Below are 24,888 nucleotides of genomic sequence, written 5' to 3'. Positions count from 1 at the left end.
AAAATTTTGTCAGTCCAGTAGGTTGGTTTCCGGCGTTCCCTGTCCGCGTCGTAGGACCCGCGCGCCGCGTCCGCCAGTGCAAGCGCCAAGTGACCTTTGCGCGCCCACGATGCTGCCCGCGGCTTGATTCGAGAGCGCTGCGCCCTGACTTGACTATTACCGAAGATGAAGAGGTGGGCGATTCGGCCGATTGGCCGACGCTTGCGCGCGAATACGAGTTTGCTCGAGAGGACTGATTGATCATGGCTTTGCTCAATATCCTGCATTACCCCGATAAGCGCCTACACAAGGTCGCCAAGCCCGTCGAACGTGTCGACGAGCGCATCCGCAAGCTGGTGGCCGACATGGCCGAGACGATGTATGCGGCGTCCGGCGTCGGGCTAGCGGCTACGCAGGTGGATGTCCACGAGCGCGTCGTGGTCATCGATGTATCGGATACCCGCGACGCGTTGCGCGTGTTCATCAACCCAGAGATCGTCTGGTCGAGCGATGAGCGCGACATCAATGAAGAGGGGTGCCTGTCGGTGCCACGTATCTGTGACAGTGTCGAACGCGCTGAGCGGGTCCGCGTGCGCGCATTGAACGAGAACGGCGAGTCGTTCGAGCTGGAGTGTGAAGGATTGTTGGCCATTTGCATCCAGCACGAGATGGATCATTTGCTCGGCAAGGTATTCGTTGAATACCTGTCGCCGCTCAAGCAAATGCGGATCAAGACGACGATGAAGAAGTTCGAGCGCGCGAGGTGACGGCCGCGATGACGTCCGCGATGTGACGGCCGCGATGACGTCTACCCTTCGCGTAATCTTTGCCGGTACGCCACCGTTCGCGGCGACCGCGCTGCAGGCGATCCACGACGCGGGCTTCGCGGTGCCGCTCGTGTTGACGCAACCCGATCGGGCGGCGGGGCGCGGAATGAAATCCTCGTCGAGTCCAGTGAAACAACTCGCGCTGGCGCGGGAGTTGGCGCTCGCGCAGCCGCCCTCGTTGCGATGCGACGGCAAGTATCCTACTGAGGCGGCCGATGCGTTGGCGCTGTTGCACGCCACGCCGCACGACGTGATGGTGGTGGCGGCATACGGGCTGCTATTGCCGCAAGCGGTGCTCGATATCGCACCGCATGGTTGTATCAATATCCATGCGTCGTTGTTGCCGCGCTGGCGCGGCGCGGCGCCGATCCACCGCGCAATTGAGGCCGGCGACCGGGTCACGGGCGTCACGTTGATGCAGATGGACGCGGGTCTGGACACGGGCCCGATGCTCATGCGCGAAGCCGTGGCGATCGAGCCGACGGACACGACGGGCACGCTGCATGACAAGCTGGCTGTCACCGGCGCGCGGCTTATCGTCGCCGGGCTGCGCGAGCTGGAACGTACCGGCTCATTGCCGGTGACGCCGCAGCCAAGCGAAGGTATTACGTACGCGCACAAGCTATCGAAGCAGGAGGCGGCGCTGGATTGGCGCTTGCCAGCCGATGTGCTCGCATGCAAGGTGCGCGCTTTTGATCCGTTTCCGGCCGCGCATGGGATACTGGAGGGCACGCCACTGAAGATCTGGGCCGCCGAGCCGGTACGCGCTGGTGGAACTGGCCTGACGCCGGGCACTATTCTGGCCGTGGACAGCGCCGGCGTGACGATCGCTTGTGGCGAGCACGCATTGCTCGCTACCCAACTGCAAAAGCCAGGGGGCAAACGGCTTGCCGCTCGGGAATTCGTGGCGGGATTTCCGCTGCGCGTGGGCCAGCGCTTCGAGATAGGGCCGAACGATCGGTCACGGGCTGCGCTACCGTCGCAATAGAGCCTGGCCTGGTCCTGTTGTTGCCTGGATCGCCGGCACCGCGACGCAGCGGCTGTCGGGGCGCGCGCGGGTCAGGCAGTGGCTGGAGCGCGGTGTGGGCAGCGCTTTCATCGGGCTCGGCATCAAGCAGGCGATGACGACACGCTGACGGGTGCGGGCATTGAATTTTCGATGCACACCCCCTATCTAACACATTCCTTACAACGGGTCGTTGGGTTCGGAGTAGCTAACATGTTTAACTGGTTCAAGACCGCGCTACTAATGGCCGCGATCACCGCGCTGTTCATCGTCATTGGTGGCATGATCGGCGGCACGCGCGGCATGACGATCGCGCTGGTGTTCGCGCTGGCCATGAATTTCTTCTCATACTGGTTTTCGGACCAGATGGTGCTGAAGATGTACAACGCGCAGGAGGTCGACGAAACCAGCGCGCCACAGTTCTATCGGATGGTTCGCGAACTGGCCACGCGCGCTGGGCTGCCGATGCCGCGCGTGTACCTAATCGACGAGGACCAGCCGAATGCATTTGCGACCGGCCGCAACCCGGAGCACGCGGCGGTTGCGGCGACCACTGGTATCCTGCGCGTGTTGTCCGAGCGCGAGATGCGCGGCGTGATGGCGCACGAGCTTGCGCACGTTAAGCACCGCGACATCCTGATCTCGACGATTTCGGCGACGATGGCGGGAGCCATCTCCGCACTGGCTAACTTCGCGATGTTCTTTGGCGGCCGGGACGAGCAGGGGCGACCGACCAACCCGATTGCGGGTATCGCGGTCGCGCTGTTGGCGCCGTTGGCCGCCGGTCTGATCCAGATGGCAATCTCGCGTTCGCGGGAGTTCGAGGCAGACCGCGGCGGCGCGCAAATCAGCGGTGATCCGCAAGCGTTGGCGGCAGCGCTCGACAAAATCCATCGGTATGCGGCGGGCATTCCGTTCGCTGCTGCGCAGGCGCACCCGGCGACCGCGCAGATGATGATCATGAACCCGCTGGCCGGTGGCGCGATCCAGAACCTGTTCTCGACCCACCCAGCGACCGAGGAGCGGATCGCACGGTTGATGGCGATGGCGCGCACGGGGCGCTACAGCTGAGTGAGCTACGTGCCCCGGAAACAGCCTGTCTCTGGCGCCGCCGCCACGCTGCGGCCGGATTCGCTCGCGTTTGCGTTGGACGGCGCGGCGCGCGCCCTCGCGCGGCTGCGGGCCGGGACTGCGCTGCCGGACGCGCTGGCCACCGTCCATGCGGGCATCGCGTCGGCGCAGGCCCGCGGCGCGATTCAAGACCTTGCCTATCGCGCGACGCGGCAACTGGCACGGGCTGACGCGTGGCTGGCCACGCTGGTTCGCAGGGCGCCTGCTGAGCACGTGGCGAATGTGCTGCGCTGTGCATTCGCGTTGCTTGCCGAGCCCGATGCGACACGCGCGTATCCTGACTTCACGGTGGTCAACCAGGCGGTCGATGCAATCGCGGCCCGCGCGGACGTCGCGCATACGAAGGGACTGGTCAACGCCGTGCTGCGCAATATGGTCCGTTCACGGCCCGCCTTGCTTGCCGAAGCGATGCTTGATCCGGTTACGCGCTGGAACTATCCCCGATGGTGGATCGACGCGCTGCAGCGCACGTGGCCCGACGACGCGCAGCGTTTGCTTGAAGTGGGTAATGCGCATGCGCCGATGACGCTGCGGGTGAACCGTCGTCAGACGGATGTGGCGACCTATCTCGAGAGGCTACGGACAAGCGGCATCGACGCGTTGCGCAACTCGGCTTGCCCGGATACCGCGCTCACGCTGCGCGAACCGATGCCAGTCGAGCGATTGCCCGGTTTTGCGCAAGGCACGGTTTCAGTGCAGGATGCGGGCGCGCAGCGTGCCGCCGCGCTGCTCGATGTGCGCGACCGGATGCGTGTGCTGGACGCGTGCGCGGCGCCCGGCGGCAAGACCGGCCATCTTCTTGAGTGCGCCGACATCGAACTGGTGGCGCTCGACAGTGATGCGGCGCGGGCCGCGCGCATCAAGGAGAACCTCGCGCGGTTGAAGCTGCGCGCCAGCGTTCAGATCGGCGATGCGGGCGAGCCGAGCCAGTGGCACGACGGCCGGCGATTCGACCGTATCCTGGCCGATGTGCCATGCTCCGCGTCGGGCATCGTGCGGCGCCACCCGGATATTCGCTGGCTGCGACGTTCCACCGACATCATCGCGTTGGTCGCCGAGCAGCGCCGCATTGTGCAGGCGCTCTGGCCGCTGCTGGAGCGCGGCGGGCAATTGCTGTATGTGACATGCTCGATCTTCCCGGAAGAAGGCGAGCAACAAGCCGCATGGTTTGAACACGCGCTCGAAGATGCGGTACGATTGGACGCGCCGGGCCAGATCCTGCCCACGGCGGCGCGCTCGGGTGATCATTGCGATGCTCACCGTGACGCTCGATTGGACCTCGACCAAGACGGATTCTTCTACGCGCGCTTTCAGAAACGGTGACTCAATCACGCTTTTTCTCGTCACGGCTCGTCGCCGTTTTCGGTCTGGTGCTGGCGGTCTGGTTCGCGACATTCGCATCGGGCTCGCGCGCGGATACGTTCTCGGTGCAGCGGGCGTCGTTACAGGCCGACGGCAGCGGCTGGAGCCTGGATGCGCGGTTCGACTTCCAACTCAACAGCAGTCTTGAAGACGCCGTCAACCGGGGCATCCCACTGTACTTCACGACGGAGTTCCAGTTGAGTCGTGCGCGCTGGTATTGGTTCGACGAGCAGCCGGTTAGCGTGTCGCAAAGTATAAGGTTGTCGTTCCAGCCGCTCACGCGCGAGTATCGCGTGTCCACTGGCGGGTTGCAACTGGGTTTTCCGACATTAGAGGACGCGTTGGCGGTGATTCGACATGTCACATCGTGGCATGTGATTGACCGCTCGCAGGTCAAGCCCGACGAAACCTATACGGCATCGGTACGCATGCAGCTCGATACCGCGCTGATGCCCAAGCCGTTCCAGATCGACGCGGTCAACAATCGCGACTGGAACCTGGCCTCGGACTGGAAGCGGTTCACGTTCACGGCGAGCGAGCATGGCAAATAGCGTGAGATTGAAGAGCCTGTTGGTTAGGCTGCTGATCGGCACGTTCGTGCTGACCGCGCTGCTGCTGTTGGGGTTGCTGGCGCTCGCCAGCGCGAACACCGAGTTCTTCGACCGCTATTATTCGTGGCTATACACGGCGAACTTCGTCGTCGCGTTGATCTTCATGCTGATCGTTGGGGGATTAGTGTGGATCATCGTCAGCCGGCTCAGGCAGGGGCGTTTCGGCACGCGGCTGCTCGCCAAGCTGGCGGTGTTCTTTGCGCTGGTCGGTGTGCTGCCGGGCGGTATCATCTACCTGGTGTCGCTGCAGTTCGTGTCGCGCAGCATCGAATCGTGGTTTGACATCAACATCGAGACAGCGCTGACCTCCGGTCTGAATCTAGGGCGCGGCATGCTCGATGCGTCATTGTCAGACCTGCAGAATAAAGGTCGGCTGATGGCAGACCAGCTTGCCAATACCGATCCGTCCAACATCACGCTGACGTTGCTGCGGCTGCGCGACCAGTTCGGTGTGCATGATGCGACGATTGTCGAGCCGGCGCGCAGCGTATCTGGCGCGACCGGCGAGATGCGCGTCATCGCGCAAGCGTCGTCCAATTTTGCGGCGCTTGTGCCGGATGACCTACCCACGCCGCTGATGCTCGGCCAGGCGCGCGAGCGTGGCTATGCGGCCGTGGAGGGCGAGGTCGACAATAGCGGCGCGGGTGCGCATGCCACTGCCAAGGACGTATTGCGGCTGCGCGTGGTGGTCCGTATCCCGAGCACGGACACGAGTGCGTTGCAACCGAGCGAGCGCTTTCTGCAACTCGCGCAGCCGGTGCCGTCGTCGCTGGCGCACAATGCCGACGCAGTGCAGCGCGCGTACCGCGAATATCAGGAGAAGGCACTGGGCAGGACCGGCCTGCGCAAGATGTATATCGGTACGCTAACGCTTGCGTTGTTTCTCGCGACATTTACCGCGATGATGCTGGCGCTGGCGTTGGGCAACCAGTTGGCGCGTCCGCTGTTCCTGCTGGCCCAGGGCACCAAGGAGGTGGCGCGCGGGGATTACACGCCCAAGCGCGAGATCAAGACGAACGACGAACTGGGCTTCCTGACTCAGTCGTTCAACGCAATGACGCGCCAGCTCTCCGATGCACGCGCCGCGGTCGAGCGCAACCAGATCGCGCTTGAGCATTCGAAGGCGTATCTGGAAAGTATCCTTGCGAACCTGACGGCAGGGGTGTTCGTATTCGATCACCAGTTCCGCTTGACCACGGCGAATCGCGGCGCGGAGCGGATTTTCCGGCAACCTTTTGATGCCCTGCTTGGTGTGCCCCTGGAGCAGATCTGCGTGTTGGCCGCGTTCGGCGCGATGATCCGCAAGGCGTTTGCTGAACGCGATGCGGCGCGTTCCCCTGAACAAGGCCTGCCGCCTGACCCGGGGCATTGGCAACAGCAGTTCGCGATCGAGGTACCCGGTGAGAGCGACCCGCTGACGTTGCTCGTGCGCGGCAGCCGCCTCGCGCAGCCCGGCCTGACGCATGCGCCGCAGATGGGTCCCGCGGGCTATGTGGTGGTGTTCGACGATATCTCCGACTTGATCTCGGCGCAGCGCTCGATTGCGTGGGGCGAAGTTGCTCGGCGGCTTGCGCACGAGATCAAGAATCCGCTCACGCCGATCCAGTTGTCGGCCGAACGGCTGCAGATGAAGCTGAGCGACAAGCTCGCGCCGGAAGACGCGGGCTTTTTGAAGCGCGGCGCGACGACGATCGTCAATCAGGTCGCCGCCATGAAGCGCATGGTTGACGATTTCCGCGAATACGCGCGCACACCGCCGGCGGTACTCGTGAACTTACAATTGAACGAGCTAGTCACCGAAGTGTTGACGCTGTATGGGATCGAGGACGGCAAGGGTCCGTTAAAGGTGGAGCTGTCGGCATTGCCGGAGATCAAGGGCGATCCGACGCAACTTCGGCAGGTCGTGCACAACCTGTTGCAGAACGCGCTGGATGCGGTCGCAGATGTTTCGAGCCCGTATATCTTGCTCGAGACCAGGACAGTAGAATACGGCGAATCCGATGCGCAAGGGCAATCGCGTGTCGCGGTCCGGCTTGCAGTATCGGACAATGGTCCGGGCTTTCCTGCGCGTATCCTGACACGCGCGTTTGAGCCCTATGTCACGACCAAGGCCAAGGGGACAGGTCTCGGGCTTGCTACGGTGAAGAAGATCATCGACGAGCATGGTGCGCGTATCGACATCCGCAATCGCACGAAGCCGGCAGAGGGAGGCGTGGCCGGCGCGCAGATATCGATCTTGTTCCTGCAATTGGCCGACGGCGTCGATGCACCGGACCCTTCAAGCGGCGCGCGCACGCCACGGTCCGCGGCAGCGGCGAAGAACACAGCGCATACAAAAGCAATAGCGGCAACAGCGCAGACAAAGGTAGCGTAAATGGCAACCATCCTGGTGGTAGACGACGAAATGGGTATCCGGGAATTGCTCTCGGAGATCCTGAGCGACGAAGGACATGCTGTCGATGTCGCCGAAAACGCACAACAGGCGCGGGAGTATCGGCAGCAATCGACGCCGGATCTCGTGCTGCTCGACATCTGGATGCCGGATACCGACGGCGTGACGCTGCTCAAGGAATGGGCGGCGCAGGGCCAACTGACGATGCCGGTCATCATGATGTCAGGGCACGCGACGATCGACACTGCAGTCGAGGCGACGAAGATTGGTGCGCTGAATTTCCTCGAAAAACCGATTGCGCTGCAGAAGCTGTTGAGCGCGGTCGAACAAGGGCTGGCCCACGGGGAGGCCGCACCGTTGGCGACGGCGGCCAGCAACCCGCCCATGCCGGCGACGCAAACGGTCGCTGGGGCGGCGGCGTTGCCGGTCACGGACGCATTGGGTACCGCGTCCAATGGCGTGGCAGGCGTGCCGACTACGGCCATCTCGTTTGACATTCCGCTACGCGATGCGCGCGACGCGTTCGAGCGCGCGTACTTCGAATATCACCTCTCGCGTGAGAACGGCAGCATGACGCGCGTCGCGGAAAAGACCGGGCTGGAGCGTACCCATCTGTACCGCAAGCTCAAGCAGCTTGGCGTCGAACTGGGCAAGAACAAGGCGGAATGACGGCGCCGCGCGTCGCCCGCCTCGCTGCGTCGCCCGTGCCACGTGTGCCACGCCGACAAAAAACTTGAGACCTGCAGCCGACCTTGATATATTCTCTGCTTCGCGTGGCCCGGTAGCTCAGTTGGTAGAAGCAGCGGATTGAAAATCCGCGTGTCGGTGGTTCGATTCCGCCCCAGGCCACCAAGTTTGACAAGGGTTCCGAGCAATCGGGACCCTTTTCCATTTCTGGCGGTGTGCCAGATTTGTGCCTTAATGTGCCAATGTTCGCCGCATACGCTGCAACATGGTCCCGCCCCAGGTGCGCGTAGCGCAGCACCATCTGATAGCTGGCCCATCCTCCAAGCTGCTGAAGGATAGGCAGCGGCGTGCCAGCTTGCCCACGTATGCCGTAAGTCGTGAAACCGTAGCCCCGCCACTTCCGCACGAGCACATGCCTTTTGCCATGCGTGATTGTAGATACGGCCGATGGGCGCCCCCCTATACACGAACACGTAGCGTTTGTGCTGCCCTTGTTGCTCGCTCAATACAGCCAAGGCATCGTCGTTCAGCGGCACGGAAATCACCTTACCAGCTTTGGCCTGGTCGGCGTGAATCCAAGCCAACGCCTGCGCTCGATCAACCTGCGTCCATTCCAACAGTCGCACGTTCGATTCACGTAGCCCCGTTGCCAACGCGAACCGCGCCATCTGGCGTAGGTGCGCCGGCAGTTCGGTTAGTAGCCGCTGTGCCTGTGCACGCGTAAGCCACGTCAGGCGCGCGCTACGCTCTGGCAGCTTGCGAATCGGGGGAACCGCGTCAATCCACCCCTGCGCGTGGCAGTGATGCAGGATGACCGAGAGCGCGGCTATATGCCGATTCACCGTCGCGCACGCTACCGGGCTACACCGGTAATTTTCCGCTGCCTTCGTCTCAATCAGCGCCTGGATGCGTTCCCGATTGATATCGCGCACGCACTCCCCTTTCAACTGACCGGTCAGCCAGCGCAGGCGCTGCTTTGTAGTCTCGAGCGAGCGCTGGTGCTGGTTCTGCTTGAGCCAGTGCACGACAGCCGCTTCCCATGTCACGGCCGGTCGCTCACCGAGCTTTTTTTGCCGCCAGTAATCGCTCGCAACCTTGGCGGCAAATTCTTCCGCCTCCCGGCGGTCCGAGGTGCTAGAAGATCGTCTAATTCGCGAGCCGTCGAGGCTGAGGTCAAACCACCAAGGCCCATTTTTTTGTCGTTTGTAGAACCGCATTTCCTGTCTGCTTTTTCGTATTGCCGTCTGAGCCAATCTACCACGTCGACGTCCACGAGTACCCACGCTCGGCCAATCTTTGCGGCCGGTAGACCGTGGTGCCTGATGCATTCGGACACCGTCTCGGGTGTGGTGAACAGCCACGCTGCTGCGTCTTCCAAGCTCATTGTGCGCATCATGATTGCCTCGTTTTCAGGCCGTGCGGAAGGGGGGGCAGGCGGCGCAACTCATGGAATGATGGATGAGACAGTTTTTCATAGTTAGCCGGTCCTGAATAAACCGCAGACGCTGGTGCAGTAAGGCTCTGAGGCCAGAATGGTGTTGTGGGATTTGCAAGAGGCAGGCATATTGAGGCGAGATTCCTGCAAATTTCGACGAGGTTCGGATGGGTCCGAAGACGCCGGTGCCAGAGGGAGATTTGTTTCGCCAACCGCTGCGCGAGCAGATCAACTTGAAGCATCCGTTGGTTCGTCTGGCCGATCTGATTGACTGGGACCGATTGAGCACGGCAATGAGCGCGAGTTTCGTGTCGCGCCGCGGCCGACCGGCAACGTCGCCGCGTTTGATCGCGGGGCTGTTGTACTTGCAGCACGCCTTCGACTTGTCGGATGAGGATGTTGTTTGGCAATGGCTCGAAAACCCGTATTGGCAGGTGTTCACCGGCGAGACATACTTGCAGACCCGGCCGCCGATCGATGCGTCGAGCCTGACGCGCTGGCGCAAGCGATTGGGCGAAGCCGGCGTTGAAGAACTGCTGGCCGAAACGATCGAGGCGGCTAAGCGAGCCAACGTCATCAAGACCTCGAGCCTGAAGCGGGTCATTGTCGATACGACAGTGATGGAAAAGGCGATTGCCCATCCCACCGATTCGCGCCTGCTCGAGCGTTGCCGAGAACATCTGGTGAAAGCTGCGGCCCGGCACGGGCTGAAGCTGCGGCAGAACTACAATCGCGAGGCCCCGCGCCTGGCAAGTCAGGTAGGCCGCTATGCGCATGCGAAGCAGTACAAGCGGATGAACAAAGCGCTGCGCACTTTGCGTTCTCGAGTGGGGCGCGTGATGCGCGATCTGGAGCGGCAACTCAATGGTGTCGCTGGGCAAACTCGCGCGGCGTTGGAAGAGCTGATCAGCCGCACGAAGCGGATTCTCACGCAGAAGCAGAAGGACAAAAACAAGCTGTATGCGCTGCATGCGCCGCAAGTCGAGTGCTTGGCGAAAGTGCGACGTGAAGTCGCAAACATCATTGTCTCGCCCGCCCACAAGGTTGGTGACGAGACCGGCCGTTCCGTCGGCCGTAGCCTACCTGTGCATGCGTTGCCGGCAACAGCGACGTGTGAAGCCACGGGGACAACGTGTCGGGCCTTCTGGCCGCGTCGCCTTCCGCGAGGAAGAGACGTCATCTGCGAGCATCAATGCGGATGGGATCCCAGGCTGAGTGGCATGGTCAACAGATGTGAACTGCCGCAGGCATCGTTAGGCACGACAAGCCAAAGATGCTGACAGGCTTGAACCAAAACGGTAAGTGGTCGGCTGCTCCTCCTTTTGCTACGGAGCACACGGACAGGAAGACCACCGGTGTACAGGCAGGACCTACTCCACTCGTTGTGATGTTTGTGGAACACGGTAAGCCCGACGTGCCGCCGGCGAAGGCAGGCCAACCGCAAGGAAGGCTGATGGCACAGCGGGTAGAGGAACGCGGAAAAAGCGAAGGCCGCTCGGTAACCGAGTGGATACGGGTTGCAATATCACCCGGCGTGAAAGCGAGCCCACTTCCGCAAGGTCGTCCATGGCAAGAGAACTTGAGAATCCGCGATAAGGAGGAAGGCAGATGACGGAGCCAGCGCAGACGGTGAAAGCCGTGGCGGGCACTGGTGCGCCTCCAGCCTATGGGCAAGCGTGGAACCAGATTAACTGGGACAACGTAACCGCCAAGGTCACGCGGCTGCAAGTGCGTATTGCCAAGGCAACACGGGACGGTAGATGGAACAAGGTTCAGGCCTTGCAACATCTGCTGACCCACTCGTTTCACGGCAAGCTTCTCGCCGTGAAACGAGTGACGCAGAACGCAGGCAAGAGAACGGCAGGTGTCGACGGCAGGATCTGGGCGACGCCGATGTCCAAGTTGAAAGCGGCACAGTCACTGACGCACAGGGGCTACCAAGCGTTACCGCTACGGCGCGTGTATATCCCGAAGAGTAATGGAAAGGAACGCGCACTCGGCATTCCGACCATGCGCGATCGGGCGATGCAGGCACTGTGGCTCACGGCATTGCTGCCCATCGCAGAAACGACAGCTGATCCAAACTCCTACGGCTTCCGGCCGAAACGCTCGACGGCTGACGCCGTGGAGCAATGTTTTAAAGCACTCGCCAAGCGCAACTCTGCCCAGTGGGTGCTGGAGGGCGACATCCGTGGATGTTTCGACAACTTCAGTCACGACTGGCTGCTGGCGAATATCCCGATGAATAAGGCTGTTCTGCGCAAGTGGCTGCAAGCAGGATTCGTGGACAAAGGTGTGCTGTTCCCCACTGATGCAGGAACGCCGCAAGGCGCAATCGCGTCGCCGGTGCTGGCTAACATGGCACTGGACGGGCTGGAAGAGGCGGTGCGCTCAGTCCTTGGGCCGAGCAAGACCGCTCGTCAACCAGCCAAGGCACACGTCGTGCGCTATGCGGACGACTTCATCGCGACCGGCGCGAGCCGGGAGTTGCTCGAAAAGCAGGTCAAGCCTGCCATCGAAGCATTTCTCTCGGCTCGGGGCTTGCAACTCGCTTCTGAGAAAACGCTGGTCACGCATATTGCACGAGGGTTCGACTTGCTCGGGCAAAACGTGCGCAAATACGGGGACAAGCTGCTGATCAAGCCTGCACGCAAAAGCGTGCAAGCGCTGTTGAACAAGGTTAGCGAAGTGCTGGGAAAGAATAAGGCTGCCACCCAGTCGCAGGTGATCATGCAACTGAACCCGATTCTTCGGGGTTGGGCGATGTATCACAGGCATGTCGTGGCGGCGGCGACCTTTGCCCGGATCGATCATCTCGTGTGGACGAAGCTGTGGAGGTGGGCCAAACGCCGACATCCACGCAAGAACGCTCTTTGGATCAAAAGGCGTTACTTCGAACGTCGCGGCCTAAGGGACTGGATCTTTGCATGTCATGTGCAGCCACTGGATCTGGCCTTCCGGCCAACGCTATTTCGGTTGACCGGAGTCACCATTACACGCCACACAAAGGTTCGCAGCGATGCCAACCCGTTCGACCCAGCATGGATGCCTTACTTCCAACGCCGCGCAAATGGCTGCTGACAACGTTGTGAATCGCCCGGTCCGATCACGGGCTGCAGGACGGCTTGAGCCGTGTGCTGGGAAACTCGCATGCACGGTTCTTAGGGGAGCGCGCGCCGGCAACGGCGCGTGCTTACCCGACGGAAAACCACGCAAGCCGTACGAATTTGGCGTGAAGGTGTCGATTACGACTACGCACAAGGAAGGTCTGGTAGTCGGCGCTCGTTCGATGCCGGGCAATCCGTACGACGGGCACACGTTGGTTGAAGCGTTGGAACAAGCGGCGATCCTGAGCGAGGTGCAACCGCAGATCGCCGTCGTGGACCGTGGTTACAAGGGTGTGGCCATTGATGGCGTGAAAATCTATCACCCAGGCTTGCGACGCGGTATCACGCGAGGCTTGTGCACAATGATCCGACGTCGCAGCGCAATCGAGCCGGCCATCGGACACATGAAGTCAGACGGCAAGCTCGATCGCAACTGGCTTAAAGGGGCGCTAGGCGATGCCATCCACGCGGTGCTGTGCGGCGCCGGCCACAACCTGCGCATGATCCTGCGCAAGCTGCGGCTTTTTTACGCCCTGATTCTCCTCGCTTTGCTCAGCTTCAAAACCGCTGCGCCCTCGGCTGCATGACTTCATTTGCGAGCTAAAACGAATTGTTCAGGCCCAACCAAGTAGCGTCAAATTCGGCGTCGGCCAGACGGCTAGCCGACTTGTTGTCGCGTGGGGAATGCCGTTGAGGTGGACAATTTGGAAAAGGCTAATACTGCCTCATTGAAAGGGCTGGAGAGAGAGGGCGGACATAGGGACTTCCTGTGAATTTATTCAATTCGCCTCCTGTTCAGAGAGGCGGCCGGGCACATGAACACGGTCACAGGGCCGCCCGCAGATTTCCCCTTACGGGTCTTGTATAGCTGCGTGCCACCCGGCCATAAGCAAGTGTTGCCTACGCAACTAGGACAACACGAAACCTATGGACGCAAAAAAGCCACTTAACTGACGGGAGCGGTTTTCCGCCTGTGATGGTGTGTTCAGCACCTCGTAGTAGCTTGCCATCGATTCGGAAGAGCGTCAACTTTGATATTCGCGGGCAGCTTCTCCTCGCGCATGGAGTGACCGAGTTCCTGGGCAACCGTGAAGCCTTGACGCAGCGTCGGTTCGCTTGCGTTGAATTCGATTAACTTATGTCTGCTCCTAATTGGGCGCTCGACCGATGTCGCTAATTGGCCGATAGGTGAGTACGAGCGGCTTATACTCGGGCTCACCGCTCTGCAGATTACGGCCCACCGGAGCGAGCACGTGGCCGTCACCATTCCATTTTAGTTTGTTCAAGTCCAGCTCTTCCCAGCCGACCGGATTGCCAATGCCAACGCAGTCATTTTTGTTTCCGGCAGCTTTACCTTCAGTGGTAGTGAGCATCACGTGCCAGGTTGTGTTGCCGTCAAAAAAGCCGAGGGTGCACCCAGGCGGCACGTTTCTCAGCTCGTCAGTATTGTGTATCCGTGTGTCGGATGATGTGACTAAATCGGTTTTGCCGCTCATCGACTCATACTGATTCTCCGTAATGATTCCCGCTTTGAGTGCACAGTACTTGACTGCATCCCAGCACATTTTTCCAGACAAAGCACTGTGTTCCTTTTTATTCAGCGCTTTATTGTCCGGGCCAAGTTCTGCGGATTCCGTTGCGTAGTTGACCACCTTGTCACAAAGCTGCTCTGGCGTCAGCTTGGGTTTAAAACATGGCAGGCAACTTTGCAACGGCGAGAGTATCGAGGCACAGGATATTTCCGCTGAATCGGATTCGTTGCTTTGGACGCTGGCGCGGCTATCGCGGCGACGCAATCCCGCAAGCGGCGAAGATGTGGAAGGCGGATTTGCCTGTAACAAGGCAGTATTCGAATGTTGCGAAATGCTGGGTGACGTGGTCGATATACTGGGCGTCGCAGGCGGCCCAAGCCGTGGTGCTAAACAAGCGCGTCAGACAACTCTGCGGCGGCGGTTGGCACGCCCTTGGCGAAGGTCGTTAAGAGGGACGGCTTTTCAGCCATGCAGAACTGTCCTGGATTTTTTTACGGAAGGATTCCGAAAATCCATTGATTCTCATGAATCGATTGATTTCTCCAATTGCTATGTGCCAGTGGTCAGGCTCCAGCGTAACTAGCACCCACTTCTTGCGAAGCTCGCTCAGTACATCCCATAATGTGTTTTCGTCTGCGCCATTCAGTAAACTCAGCGCTTGCCGCCAAACCCGTTTGGACAGTGCTTTGTCCATAAAGGTGATGCATTGGAGTAATCCAACCGCCACGTGTGTACGCTGTGCTTCAGGTACGCGCGCTAAATGCCCCTTTAGCAACGAGAGTTCCCGCGCTTGTTGTTCGGGTGGCAGTTCATCGAGTCCTTTAGGCAAATACCGTAGCGCAATGGCCCACTGCTCGTCGGGCAATGCCAATGCCTGGTCGCGCATCTGCATGTATTGCGCGTGCCGCTCCGCTTCCGGCAAAACCAGCGCATTGCCCGCCAACGTACCGACTGAAGCGCCCTGATGAGACAGGGGCAGCCGCAAGGCGTGTTCACGTAAGACCGCATACAGCCCTGAAATGCGCAGGTCAGTAGGATCAAAATGCCACAGTAAATCGGACAATTCCGGGGTCAACTCCGCTTGCTCTGCCACGCTCAATAACGGCAGCCGAGCCAAAAGCACTTGATAACGCTCGACGAACGGAGGGGTGCCGAACGGTAAGGCCCACAAGCCGGACGTCAGACTCGTCCAAATGTTATCCTGCCCGGGCGAGCGCTGTTCCGCCATTGCGTACACGAAGTCGAACAGCTCAGCACGTCGGTGCCATGGAAAATCTCGCAACGTGGGCAACATCGCCTTTTGTATACGTACGCCATCCTGTGGGATGTGTTGGGCGGTGGCGAACACACGCTTGAAAGCATCGACCTGCTCGTTTTCCGGTAATGCTTGCAGCCGCTGGCGCAGCGCGTCGAGGGGTTCGGCATGCTGTGCTGGATGTTTAAGCGCGCCGTCCATCTCGTCCAGCAGTTGATTCATCGACTCGAGACTCACGGTCTGCCTGGCCTGTTGCCAATAGCGGTAGATTTCCCGCTTAGTCTCCATCGCACGATACGTGCGCCAATCGACTGTGGAGAACGACATTACGTCTTGAACAGGCAGATGCTCACCAATGCGCGCGATCAACTCGGGTGGTAGGTCGCGATACGTCGTGAGTTGTCTGGTCGGCAGGTTCGTCAACACACCGCTTGATGGTGGCGGCGGTGCCGATGCGGCGGGTTTGGGGCGAGTATCCACCACGTATGTATGGCTTTGGAAGGGATTCAAGAGCGCATTCAAATCAAAGTCCATGAACCAGCTCAAAAGAAGAGGAAAGATGTCGTACCACGCGATGCTGCGCGGCAGGGTAACCGAAGGCGTGCGCGTGAATACAGCCATGAGTAATAGTTGGCTATAGTTTTGGCGGATAATGGATTGCTTACCGTAGCACCACACAATTGCTCAAATTGAATAAAGGCGGCAGAGTATGTCGCGAACGCGCATCGAGTTGTGGAATGCACGCACTGATGTAAGGCACGGGTAAAACTTCGGAGGCAGCGTTCGCTTGATATAAGCGCGTGATCAGCTACGCTGTGCCACGCATGTCAGCTATCAGGGCTTTTGTTACAATGCCGATGGCAGGCGGGGCTAGTCGGCGAAGACAGCGTGTGCCAAAAATGAACCGAGCTGTGCCAGGATTGTGCCGAGTTATATAGTATTTCAGGCCGCTTTTCGCTTCTTGGGAGGCCGCGGAGCCTTGTCAGACAAGGGTGTGGTTCTTGCGGTACGTTTTGAAAATCCGCGTGTCAGTGGTTCGATTCCGCTCCAGGCCACCACAGATTGGTTGACAAAAAAACAAGAGCTGAAAGGTTTTTAGGTTTTTCGTTTGTCCAACGCATGATCCATGCAGTGTGCCGGTCGCGCCACAATACGTTCGGCGCTTTAAGCAACAGAAAAGCAGGACCCGGATGGCCATGCAACACAACATGTACGCGGCGTGCGCGCCGGATCTGAAGCCGTTTCGTATCGCGTTTTATATCGACCATTTCGGATATGGCGGTACCGAGACCGCACTGATCGGATGGCTGCACGCATTGGACCGCAGCATGTTTGCGATCGATTTGATCGTCGGATTTCCTACGGATGCATTTGAACAGCATTTTCGGGTCCGCTTGCCGGGCGATGTGCGCGTACACTTTCTCGCCGATCGGCGATGGCAATACCATTTGGAGGTGCTGCGGCTGCATGGCCGGCTTAGTCGAGCGGGCCGGCTCGTGCAGCAACTATTGCTGCGTCCATGCTTGCGCTTAATGTTTGCACGCAAGATCGGCGCGCTTGCCGTCCACTATGATTTGATCTGCGACTTCGATTTGTCGTTGCGGCAGCATGCCGGAGCGGGAGGCAAGCCTTGGATTGGTGTTAGCCACTTTAGTCTGGCAGCGCGGCTTAGTGACCGGCCAGCGAAGGTCAGACGCCTTGCGCGCCAGTACGCACGTTACGCATGCTTGGCCACCCTCAACGCTGCCATGGCGGCCGAGGCGCGACAGATGTTCGGCGCACAGTTGCGGGACGTCGTCGAATTGCCGAACGTTGTGGATGCGGCGGTGATTCGTGCGCTCTCGCAGGCTCCTTCCGACGTGCCGGCCTGCTCGTACATCGTCTCGGTTGCGCGGCTCGATGGCAATCAAAAAGATTATGAAACGTTATTGGACGCGTACGCACGGATGCGCGAGCGCGGTCATGATGACGCGATGCTCGTGCTGGTCGGTGAGGGTCCTCACCGACCGGTATTGGAACAGCGAGTCAGCCGCCTTGGGCTGACCAATAGCGTCGTGTTTGCCGGCTTTCGTGCGAATCCGTTTCCGCTCATGCGACATGCGCGCGTGCTGGTCCTAAGTAGCCGCTTCGAAGGGTTTGGGATGGTGTTGCTCGAAGCAATGGCCCTTGGTACGCCGGTTGTGTCAAGCGATTGCCCGAACGGTCCTCGGGAAGTGCTTGCTGACGGCGAAGCGGGACTGCTGGTGCCGGTCGGTGACGCGGCCGCGATGGCAGAGGGGTTGCAGCGCGTACTGACGGATGATGCGTTACGCAGGGATTTGGTATCACGCGGGCATGCACGTGCACAAGAATACGGCCCCCAGGCGGCGAATCGCCGCTTTGTGGAACTGGCCTCGCGCTTGTGCAAGCGCGGTGCTGAATTGACCGACGTGTCTGCGCCCAGCGGATCCGCGTGGTAAAATCCACTGTTTTGCGCCGCCCTCCGGCAGCTCCGGTAAGCCGATGACCGGTACACACTCGCGCGCAATGGCCTGCGCGGCGCCGGCCTATACCGCCTGCATCTCATCGAAGGAGTACCACGGTGACTCGGACAGACGCCCAACGCGGCGCGCTCGTATTGTTTTCCGGTGGGCAGGACTCGGCCACTTGCGTGGCATGGGCGCTTTCGCGCTATGAGCGCGTCGAAACTCTCGGCTTCGACTATGGGCAGCGGCATCGCGTCGAACTGGAATGCCGCGATGGGTTTCGCGATGCGTTGATCCGCGCGTTTCCTCAATGGAAACAGACGCTCGGCGACGACCATCGCGTTGACTTGTCGGTGCTGGGTGCGATCAGCGACACGGCAATGACGCGCGAGATTCAGATCGAGACCCAGGCCAACGGGTTGCCAAACACATTCGTGCCAGGCCGCAACTTGATGTTTATGACGATCGCGGCAGCGGTTGCGTACCGGCGTGGGCTCGGTGTGCTGGTAGGCGGCATGTGCGAAACGGATTTTTCTGGATATCCAGATTGTCGTGATGACACGATGAAAGCGCTGCAAGTGGCGCTCAATCTGGGCATGGATCAGCGTTTCGTACTCGAAACCCCGCTAATGTGGCTGGACAAGGCCGACACATGGCGGCTTGCGGCATCGATCGGCGGTGAAGCGCTGGTCGAGCTGATCCGCGTTGAGACGCATACATGCTATGTCGGCGAGCGGGCTGAATTGCACGATTGGGGCTTCGGTTGCGGCGCGTGTCCGGCATGCAGATTGCGCGCACGCGGCTACCACGCGTTTCGGCATGGCAGACGCGTCGATCCCGCGTCGCTTTGACGTTTCAGGGACAGGCAGTGAGATGACGTACGCGGTCAAGGAAATTTTTTACACGTTGCAGGGAGAGGGCGCCAATGCCGGTCGGCCGGCGGTGTTTTGCCGCTTTGCGGGCTGCAACCTGTGGTCGGGCCGCGAACAGGACCGCGCGGATGCGGTGTGCCGCTTTTGCGACACCGATTTTGTCGGTACCGACGGCGAGAACGGCGGCAAATATCGCGATGCCGATGCGCTGGTGGCGAAGATCGCGTCGCTGTGGCCGCCCGGCGAGGCTGCGGCACAATACCGTTTTGTCGTTTGTACTGGCGGCGAGCCGATGTTGCAGCTCGATGCGGCGTTGATCGACGCGCTGCACCGCGAGCGATTCGTCATCGCGGTTGAGACCAACGGCACCTTGCCGGTGCTACCCGGCATCGATTGGGTCTGCGTGAGCCCGAAGGCCGGCTCGTCCATCGTAGTGACGCGCGGCAATGAACTGAAGGTCGTGATCCCGCAGGACAACCAGCCGTTATCGGAATACGCGCGGCTGGATTTTGAGCACTTTCTCGTGCAACCGATGGACGGTCCGTCGCGCGAACTGAACACGAAGCTGGCCGTGGATTGGTGCAAGCGGCATCCGCAATGGCGCCTGTCGATGCAGACGCATAAGTATTTGAACATTCCCTGAACCAGGCGCTGGACCACCGTGCTGACCATTACGCGCAAACTCGAATTCGACGCAGGCCACCGTATCCCGGATCACCGCAGCCAGTGCAGGAACCTGCACGGCCACCGGTATGTGCTGGAAATCACGCTACAGGGCGAGCTCGTCGACACGGAGGGCGCGTCGGATCGTGGCATGGTGATGGATTTTGCCGACGTAAAACGGCTGGCGATGGAGCACTTGGTGAACGTGTGGGATCATGCGTTCATCGTCTATGAGCAGGACGTGACGGTCCGTTCGTTCCTCGATACGCTGCCTGGCCACAAGACGGTCGTGCTGGACCGAATCCCGACCGTCGAGAATCTGGCGGCCAAGGCGTTCGAGATCCTGGCCCACGTCTATGATGCGCATTACGGCATCAACCTGCGGCTGGCTAAGGTGCGCTTGTACGAGACGCCCAATTGCTGGGCCGATATCACCCGCGACTGAGCGGGCGTATGATCGTGCCCGCTGCACTGGAGTGGCACGATCAGCGAGCTGACCATTTGCTGAAACCCTGTCTTCGCGCGGCCGAACCGTTCAAGCGGTGCGGCGATGAACCCTATGCGGGCGCACCCCGGCCGAGGTACCTGCTGGCCTGTGCTCGCGGCGTGACAGAGCCATACGCAGGTGCAGCTTGCGCTCGCAAACCAGTTCCAGGACGGGCTCGGCACGGCGCGTGACAATGGGCAGGCGTCCTATTGATGCAAGAAGGCCGCCGAGCCCGGTGATATGACTGCGCAGTACGTTGCCGGTCGTCAGCTTTGCATTAGGCGCTTTTGTCGTGCCACGCTCATGATCATCCCGATCGCGATGCCCAGCGTGATCAGCGCGGTGCCGCCGTAGCTCATGAACGGTAGTGGTACGCCGACCACGGGCAGAATGCCGCTGACCATGCCGATATTGACGAATGCGTATATGAAGAAGGACAGCGACAGCGCCCCGGCCAGCAGCCGGCCGAATAGCGTGGCGCCGTTGGCCGCGATGTACAGACCACGTGCGACGAGCAGCAGGTACAGGAACAGCAGCACGAGCCCACCGGCCAGGCCGAACTCTTCGGAGAACACGGCGAAAATAAAGTCCGTATGTTTTTCTGGGATGAACTCCAGGTGTGCCTGCGTTCCCTTGAGCCAGCCTTTGCCGAAGGTCCCGCCGGAGCCGATCGCGATGACCGCTTGGATCGTGTGAAATCCCTTGCCAAGCGGGTCTGAACTTGGATCGAGCAGCGTGCAGACGCGGTGCTTCTGATAGTCGTGCAGTAGAACCCATTGCACGTCCGGCTGACAAATCCGGTCCTCGGCTGCGATCAACGAGCCGACACCAATCACCAGCGCCAGCAACAGCGGCACGATTAGCTTGAAGCTCAAGCCCGCGAAGTAGATTACGAACAGCCCCGTGGACAGCACCAGCAGTGCAGTGCCTAAGTCGGGCTGTTTGGCGATCAGCCCGACCGGTATTGCCAGGATGATCAGGCCGATCAGGTGGTCGTACCACCGTATCACGCCCTCGCGTCGCTGGTAGTACCACGCGAGCATTAGCGGCATGGCAATTTTCAGGATTTCAGACGGCTGGATCACGACGCCGACATTGATCCAGCGTTTGGCGCCTTTCTTAGTCAAGCCGAACAGCGCTACGGCGATCAGCAGTGCCACGCCGAACGAGTAGGCGGGCACGGCAAAACGCATCAGCGTCTGCGGCGGCACGTTCGCGATCGCCCACATCAGCATGAATGTGAGCAGGATATTGCGGATTTGGTCCTCGACGCGTCCGGGCACGTCCATGCTGGCGCTGACCAGCGTGAACAGGCCCACACATAGCAACAAGAAGACGATCAGCGCAAGTGGCTTGTCGAAGCCGGCGAACATCCGTTTTGCGCGTCCAATTAGCACGCGGGGCTCGATGGGCATGGCGACTCCTAGTGGGCCGGGGCGGCGCCGTGCGCGTGCCCGGATGGATGCAACGTGGTCGGCGCGCGTTGTGGGGCGCCGGTCGGCGTGTCGGCCGACGCACGCGGCCCCTGATCCGATGGGGGCTCGTACGGATCGGGTATCGGTTGTGGGGCGGGGGGCATGTCGCCGCCGATCATCGGCGTGCTGCCCAGGTCGGTCGCCGACGCCGCCATTGCGACGGCGGCGGCTTCGGCACCGGGCTTGACGCGGTCGATCAAATAATAGTCAAGCACTTTGCGGGCAATCGGGCCGGCCGTCCGGGCTCCCCAGCCGCCATTCTCGACGATCAATGCGAGCGCGATCTGCGGGCGCTCGACCGGCGCGAACGCGATGAACAGCGCGTGGTCACGCAGGTGCTCGGCCAGCGCATGCGCACGGTATTTCTGACCCTGCAGCGAAAATACCTGCGCCGTACCGGTCTTGCCGGCCGACGTATAGGGCGCGTTACCAAAGATCTTGTACGCGGTGCCTGCGGGGCTGCCCATCACGCCTTCCATCGCGTGCTTGACGACGTCGATGTCCGCCTGCGTGATGCCTTGGATGCGGCCGCTGGGCTTGGGCACTGTCAGCCGGAATTCGCGCGTGACCGGGTTCTCGACATCCTTGACCAAGTGAGGTTTCATGATCACGCCATTGTTCGCCAGCGTCGCGACAGCGTGCGCGAGTTGCAGGATCGTATACGAATTGTAGCCCTGGCCGATGCCCAGGCTGATCGTCTCGCCGTCGTACCAGCGCTGCTGCTCGGGCTTGCGATAGGCGCGCTTTTTCCAGTCGGTGGACGGCAGCACGCCGCGCGCCTCGCCCTCGACGTCGATGCCGGTCTGCTGGCCAAACCCCCACTGCTTCATAAAATTCGCAATCGTGTTGACGCCTAGGTCGTGCGCGAGCATGTAGTAATACGTGTCGTTGGATACGACGATCGAACGGTACATGTCGACCCAGCCCTGCCCCTGGGGCACGTCGTTGCGGAACGTGTGGCCGCCGAACGTGTACGAGCCCGGATCCTGGAAGCCCCAGTGCGGCGTACGCTTGTGCGCGGCGAGTGCGGCCAGTGCCATAAACGGCTTGTATGTCGAGCCAGGCGGATAGGTGCCGCGCAGCGGCCGGTTCAGCAGCGGCCGCTCGGGTGACGTGTTCAGCTCGTCCCAGGTTGGCTGATCAATGCCCTCGACGAACAGATTCGGGTCGAAGCTGGGCGACGACACAAACGCAAGCACGTCGCCCGTCGATGGCTCGATTGCGACCAGCGCGCCGCGCTTGCCTGCAAATGCCTGTTCCGCGCTTTGCTGCAGGCCGATATCGAGTGACAGCCGCAGATTGTTGCCGGGCTTGGCCTGGGTACGCGACAGCGTGCGCACCGGACGCCCGCCCGCGGTTACCTCGACTTCTTCGAAGCCCGTCACGCCGTGTAACTCGGTCTCGTAGCTCTGCTCGACGCCGATCTTGCCGATATAGTCGGTGCCGTTGTAGTTGTTCGCATCGAGCCGCGGATCGTAGTGCTCCGGATCATTGTCGTTTTTTTCGCTGGTCGCGTCGATGCGCTCCTGGTCGCGTTGCGAAATACGGCCGATGTAGCCGATCACGTGCGCTGCAGTCGTACCGAGCGGGTATTGCCGAAACAGCCGCGCGCGCACTTCCACGCCCGGAAACCGGTAGCGCTGCGCGGTGAAGCGGGCCACTTCGTCGTCGCTCAGCCGCGTGCGGATCGGTAAGCTCTCAAAGTTTTTCGCGTCCTCCTGCAGCTTCTTGAAGCGGCGGCGGTCGCGTGCATCGATATTGACCACGCCCGACAGCCGCTCGATAACCTCATCCAGCGTGCCGTCAAGCTTCGATGGCGTGATCTCTAGCGTGTAGGCCGAGTAGTTCTTTGCGAGCACCACGCCGTTGCGGTCGATGATGATGCCGCGATTCGGCACGATCGGCGCGACCGAGATGCGGTTCTCGTCAGCCTGCAGCGAATATTTGTTGTAGTTCCAGACCTGCAGGTACAGAAAGCGACAGCCGATCAGCGCGAAGCACGCGAACATGAACACGCTCGCGGCGGCCACGCGAAACTTGAAGCGCGCCAGCGCCTGCCGGGGATTGTTAAACTCTGTCATCTGCGCGCGGGCCCGGTCAAATCGGTCGCGTGTCGTCGGGGTCGGCCGCGCGTTTCTGCGGCAACAGCAGCAGCACGCTTGCAATCGGCCATAGCAGCGCGCCGACGAAGCCATCCAGCAAGTAGCCCCAGCCCGGGAATGCGCCGCCGGCAATCAGCCGAATCACGAACGGCACGACCTGCGCGACCACCAGCAGCGGCATCACGACGAAGACCTGCGCGCCCAGCGCTAGCCACAGCACGCGCCGGTGTACCATGATGGCTCCGTACGACAGCAGCGTGTAGGCGAGCGCGTGCTCGCCGAATAGGCCCGCATCGTGCACGTCGATCAACAGTCCAAGCAGGAACGCGATGCCCATGCCGACCTTGCGTGGCTGATGCACGTTCCAAAACAGCAGCACGATCGCGACGAAATCGGGTACGCCGATCCACTTGCCCCATGGCAGCAGATTCAAAAAAAACGCGGCGGCCAGGCTGAATGCAATGAAGTACGGATTGACCGGCAGCAGGATGTGATGGGGTCGGTTCATTGCCGTGCCCCGATTACCGTGGCCGACGCGGCTCGGCCGGGTGTGGCGGCCGGTTTTGCGGTGCTGTTGCCGGCGGCCGCCTTCGCGCCCTTTCTGGCCTTTGCCTTGCCGGCATCCTTGGCTGCGCCGGTGCCCGTGTCGGTGGGACGCGGCGGCGTACGCGCATCGTAGCGCAGTACCAACAGCTGGCGGGCGCCTCGCACCGGCGCGAGCGGCTCGCAGACCACCCGGGCGAACGTGGTGTCCGTTTGGCGGTCAACGTGAATGACCTTGGCCACCGGCAGTCCCGGCGGGTAGACGCCGTCCAGCCCGTTTGTCACCAGTTCGTCGCCGGTCTTCACATCGGCGCTGGTCGGCACGAACCTCAAATCCAGTAGGTCCCCCTTGGGGGTGCCGTAAACCACGCTGCGAATGCCGGTGCGTACCACCTGCACCGGCACCGCCTGGTCCTTGTCGGTTAGCAGCGTGACTTCAGACTGCAGCGGGAAGACGCGCGTGACTTGCCCGATGACGCCATTTTCGTTCACCACCGGTGCGCCGGCCTGCACATCCTGCCGACTGCCGCCGGCGATGATGACTTTCTGCGTGAACGGGTCGCGCGTGTCGTACTGAATCTCAGTGGGCGTGGTCTGTATCGTTGAATGTTGCTGCAACTGCAGCAGCCGGCGCAGATGTTCGTTCTCGGCCAGCAGTTGGACCGCTTGCGACGCACGTATCGACAATTGCAGGTTTTTGTCGCGCAGCGTCTGGTTCTCGCTGCGCAACGAATGGATCGTGATGAACAGGTCGGCGCCGCCGACGATTAGATCGCGCGGCACCAACGCCGCGCGTTGCAAAGGATAAAGCCCCGTGCCGATCACTTCGCGCACGACTTCGAGCGTCTGGAAACGCGCGTCGGTCATCAGCAGCACAAGCGCGAGACCGACAAACGTGAACAGACGCGCGAGCGCCGAAGGACCTTGCTTGAACAGGGGCGGCGGACTGTATTCCAT

18 protein-coding genes, 1 tRNA gene and 5 pseudogenes are annotated in these 24,888 nt (G+C 61.0%); 17 read left to right on the top strand and 7 right to left on the bottom strand.

Annotated features, from left to right (window positions below; genetic code table 11):
• The first annotated feature begins 242 nt into the window (after positions 1–242).
• The 9 genes and pseudogenes from def (at position 243) to RBRH_RS12075 (ending at position 8,160) form a co-directional block, all read left to right on the top strand.
• Entirely contained in the window at positions 243–746 is a 504-nt protein-coding gene (gene def, locus RBRH_RS12110; protein WP_041753930.1) for a peptide deformylase, read from the top strand.
• 34 nt (positions 747–780) lie between these two features.
• The gene (gene fmt, locus RBRH_RS12105) at positions 781–1,794 is read left to right on the top strand and encodes a methionyl-tRNA formyltransferase (RefSeq protein ID WP_041753929.1); all 1,014 of its coding nucleotides are present in this window, start codon (positions 781–783) and stop codon (positions 1,792–1,794) included.
• A 16-nt stretch (positions 1,795–1,810) separates the two neighbouring features.
• Positions 1,811–1,942 (top strand): annotated as a pseudogene (locus RBRH_RS20380) (LysE family translocator); the annotation flags it as partial.
• A gap of 83 nt (positions 1,943–2,025) precedes the next feature.
• The gene (gene htpX, locus RBRH_RS12100) at positions 2,026–2,883 is read left to right on the top strand and encodes a zinc metalloprotease HtpX (protein WP_041753928.1); all 858 of its coding nucleotides are present in this window, start codon (positions 2,026–2,028) and stop codon (positions 2,881–2,883) included.
• Entirely contained in the window at positions 2,884–4,266 is a 1,383-nt protein-coding gene (rsmB, locus tag RBRH_RS12095; RefSeq protein ID WP_013436604.1) for a 16S rRNA (cytosine(967)-C(5))-methyltransferase RsmB, read from the top strand. It abuts the gene before it with no gap.
• On the top strand, positions 4,263–4,856 hold the full coding sequence (locus tag RBRH_RS12090) for a DUF4390 domain-containing protein (RefSeq protein WP_013436603.1): 594 nt from the start codon (positions 4,263–4,265) through the stop codon (positions 4,854–4,856). Before rsmB ends, RBRH_RS12090 begins: the two co-directional genes overlap by 4 nt.
• Positions 4,846–7,290: a sensor histidine kinase gene (locus RBRH_RS12085; protein ID WP_013436602.1), complete on the top strand. Its 2,445-nt coding sequence runs from the start codon at positions 4,846–4,848 to the stop codon at positions 7,288–7,290. The genes RBRH_RS12090 and RBRH_RS12085 overlap by 11 nt, the downstream gene beginning before the upstream one ends.
• Positions 7,291–7,977 (top strand): response regulator transcription factor EsaR, encoded by a 687-nt coding sequence (esaR, locus tag RBRH_RS12080; protein WP_013436601.1) that lies wholly within the window; start codon positions 7,291–7,293, stop codon positions 7,975–7,977.
• A 106-nt stretch (positions 7,978–8,083) separates the two neighbouring features.
• Positions 8,084–8,160: transfer RNA gene (locus tag RBRH_RS12075), tRNA-Phe, on the top strand.
• A 245-nt stretch (positions 8,161–8,405) separates the two neighbouring features.
• On the opposite strand, the pseudogene RBRH_RS21395 reads toward RBRH_RS12075, so the two are convergent.
• A pseudogene (locus RBRH_RS21395) lies at positions 8,406–8,663 on the bottom strand (tyrosine-type recombinase/integrase); the annotation flags it as partial.
• Positions 8,664–9,597: 934 nt separating this feature from the next.
• Between RBRH_RS21395 and RBRH_RS12070 the strand changes: the two are divergent.
• The 3 genes and pseudogenes from RBRH_RS12070 to RBRH_RS12060 form a co-directional block, all read left to right on the top strand.
• Positions 9,598–10,429, top strand: a pseudogene (locus RBRH_RS12070) (IS5 family transposase); the annotation flags it as partial.
• Positions 10,430–11,038: 609 nt separating this feature from the next.
• Positions 11,039–12,511, top strand: coding sequence for a group II intron reverse transcriptase/maturase (gene ltrA / locus RBRH_RS12065; protein WP_013428635.1), 1,473 nt, complete (start codon positions 11,039–11,041; stop codon positions 12,509–12,511).
• Positions 12,512–12,620: 109 nt separating this feature from the next.
• Positions 12,621–13,124 (top strand): annotated as a pseudogene (locus RBRH_RS12060) (IS5/IS1182 family transposase); the annotation flags it as partial.
• Positions 13,125–13,685: 561 nt separating this feature from the next.
• Here the strand turns inward: RBRH_RS12060 and RBRH_RS17485 are convergent.
• Together RBRH_RS17485 and RBRH_RS12050 are read right to left on the bottom strand one after the other, a co-directional pair.
• Positions 13,686–14,378 carry a hypothetical protein gene (locus RBRH_RS17485; RefSeq protein ID WP_013436597.1) on the bottom strand — a complete coding sequence of 231 codons (693 nt, stop codon included), beginning with the start codon at positions 14,376–14,378 and terminating at the stop codon, positions 13,686–13,688.
• A 136-nt stretch (positions 14,379–14,514) separates the two neighbouring features.
• Positions 14,515–15,858: a hypothetical protein gene (locus RBRH_RS12050; protein ID WP_157864448.1), complete on the bottom strand. Its 1,344-nt coding sequence runs from the start codon at positions 15,856–15,858 to the stop codon at positions 14,515–14,517.
• Between the two features lie 656 nt (positions 15,859–16,514).
• Between RBRH_RS12050 and RBRH_RS12045 the strand changes: the two genes are divergently transcribed.
• From RBRH_RS12045 to RBRH_RS20375, 5 genes and pseudogenes are all read left to right on the top strand, one after another.
• Positions 16,515–17,783, top strand: coding sequence for a glycosyltransferase (locus RBRH_RS12045; protein ID WP_232509301.1), 1,269 nt, complete (start codon positions 16,515–16,517; stop codon positions 17,781–17,783).
• 122 nt (positions 17,784–17,905) lie between these two features.
• Positions 17,906–18,640, top strand: coding sequence for a 7-cyano-7-deazaguanine synthase QueC (gene queC / locus RBRH_RS12040; protein ID WP_013436594.1), 735 nt, complete (start codon positions 17,906–17,908; stop codon positions 18,638–18,640).
• Positions 18,641–18,662: 22 nt separating this feature from the next.
• On the top strand, positions 18,663–19,304 hold the full coding sequence (queE, locus tag RBRH_RS12035; protein WP_041753925.1) for a 7-carboxy-7-deazaguanine synthase: 642 nt from the start codon (positions 18,663–18,665) through the stop codon (positions 19,302–19,304).
• An 18-nt stretch (positions 19,305–19,322) separates the two neighbouring features.
• Positions 19,323–19,769 carry a 6-carboxytetrahydropterin synthase QueD gene (gene queD, locus RBRH_RS12030; RefSeq protein WP_013436592.1) on the top strand — a complete coding sequence of 149 codons (447 nt, stop codon included), beginning with the start codon at positions 19,323–19,325 and terminating at the stop codon, positions 19,767–19,769.
• Between the two features lie 165 nt (positions 19,770–19,934).
• Positions 19,935–20,021 (top strand): annotated as a pseudogene (locus RBRH_RS20375) (tetratricopeptide repeat protein); the annotation flags it as partial.
• 56 nt (positions 20,022–20,077) lie between these two features.
• Here the strand turns inward: RBRH_RS20375 and rodA are convergent.
• Genes rodA through mreC form a run of 4 tightly spaced genes read right to left on the bottom strand, consistent with a single transcriptional unit; the run spans position 20,078 to position 24,888 of the window.
• The gene (gene rodA, locus RBRH_RS12025; RefSeq protein WP_013436591.1) at positions 20,078–21,226 is read right to left on the bottom strand and encodes a rod shape-determining protein RodA; all 1,149 of its coding nucleotides are present in this window, start codon (positions 21,224–21,226) and stop codon (positions 20,078–20,080) included.
• An 8-nt stretch (positions 21,227–21,234) separates the two neighbouring features.
• Positions 21,235–23,367 carry a penicillin-binding protein 2 gene (gene mrdA, locus RBRH_RS12020; RefSeq protein WP_157864447.1) on the bottom strand — a complete coding sequence of 711 codons (2,133 nt, stop codon included), beginning with the start codon at positions 23,365–23,367 and terminating at the stop codon, positions 21,235–21,237.
• A gap of 16 nt (positions 23,368–23,383) precedes the next feature.
• Positions 23,384–23,896, bottom strand: a complete 513-nt coding sequence (mreD, locus tag RBRH_RS12015) for a rod shape-determining protein MreD (RefSeq protein ID WP_013436589.1) — start codon at positions 23,894–23,896, stop codon at positions 23,384–23,386.
• Complete coding sequence (gene mreC, locus RBRH_RS12010) at positions 23,893–24,888, bottom strand: rod shape-determining protein MreC (RefSeq protein WP_013436588.1); 996 nt, start codon at positions 24,886–24,888, stop codon at positions 23,893–23,895. The genes mreD and mreC overlap by 4 nt, the downstream gene beginning before the upstream one ends.

It is taken from the genome of Mycetohabitans rhizoxinica HKI 454, from assembly GCF_000198775.1.
Lineage (GTDB): Bacteria > Pseudomonadota > Gammaproteobacteria > Burkholderiales > Burkholderiaceae > Mycetohabitans > Mycetohabitans rhizoxinica.
The sequence above is the reverse complement of the archived record's forward strand: the minus strand, read 5'-3'. Positions and strand labels throughout refer to the sequence as shown.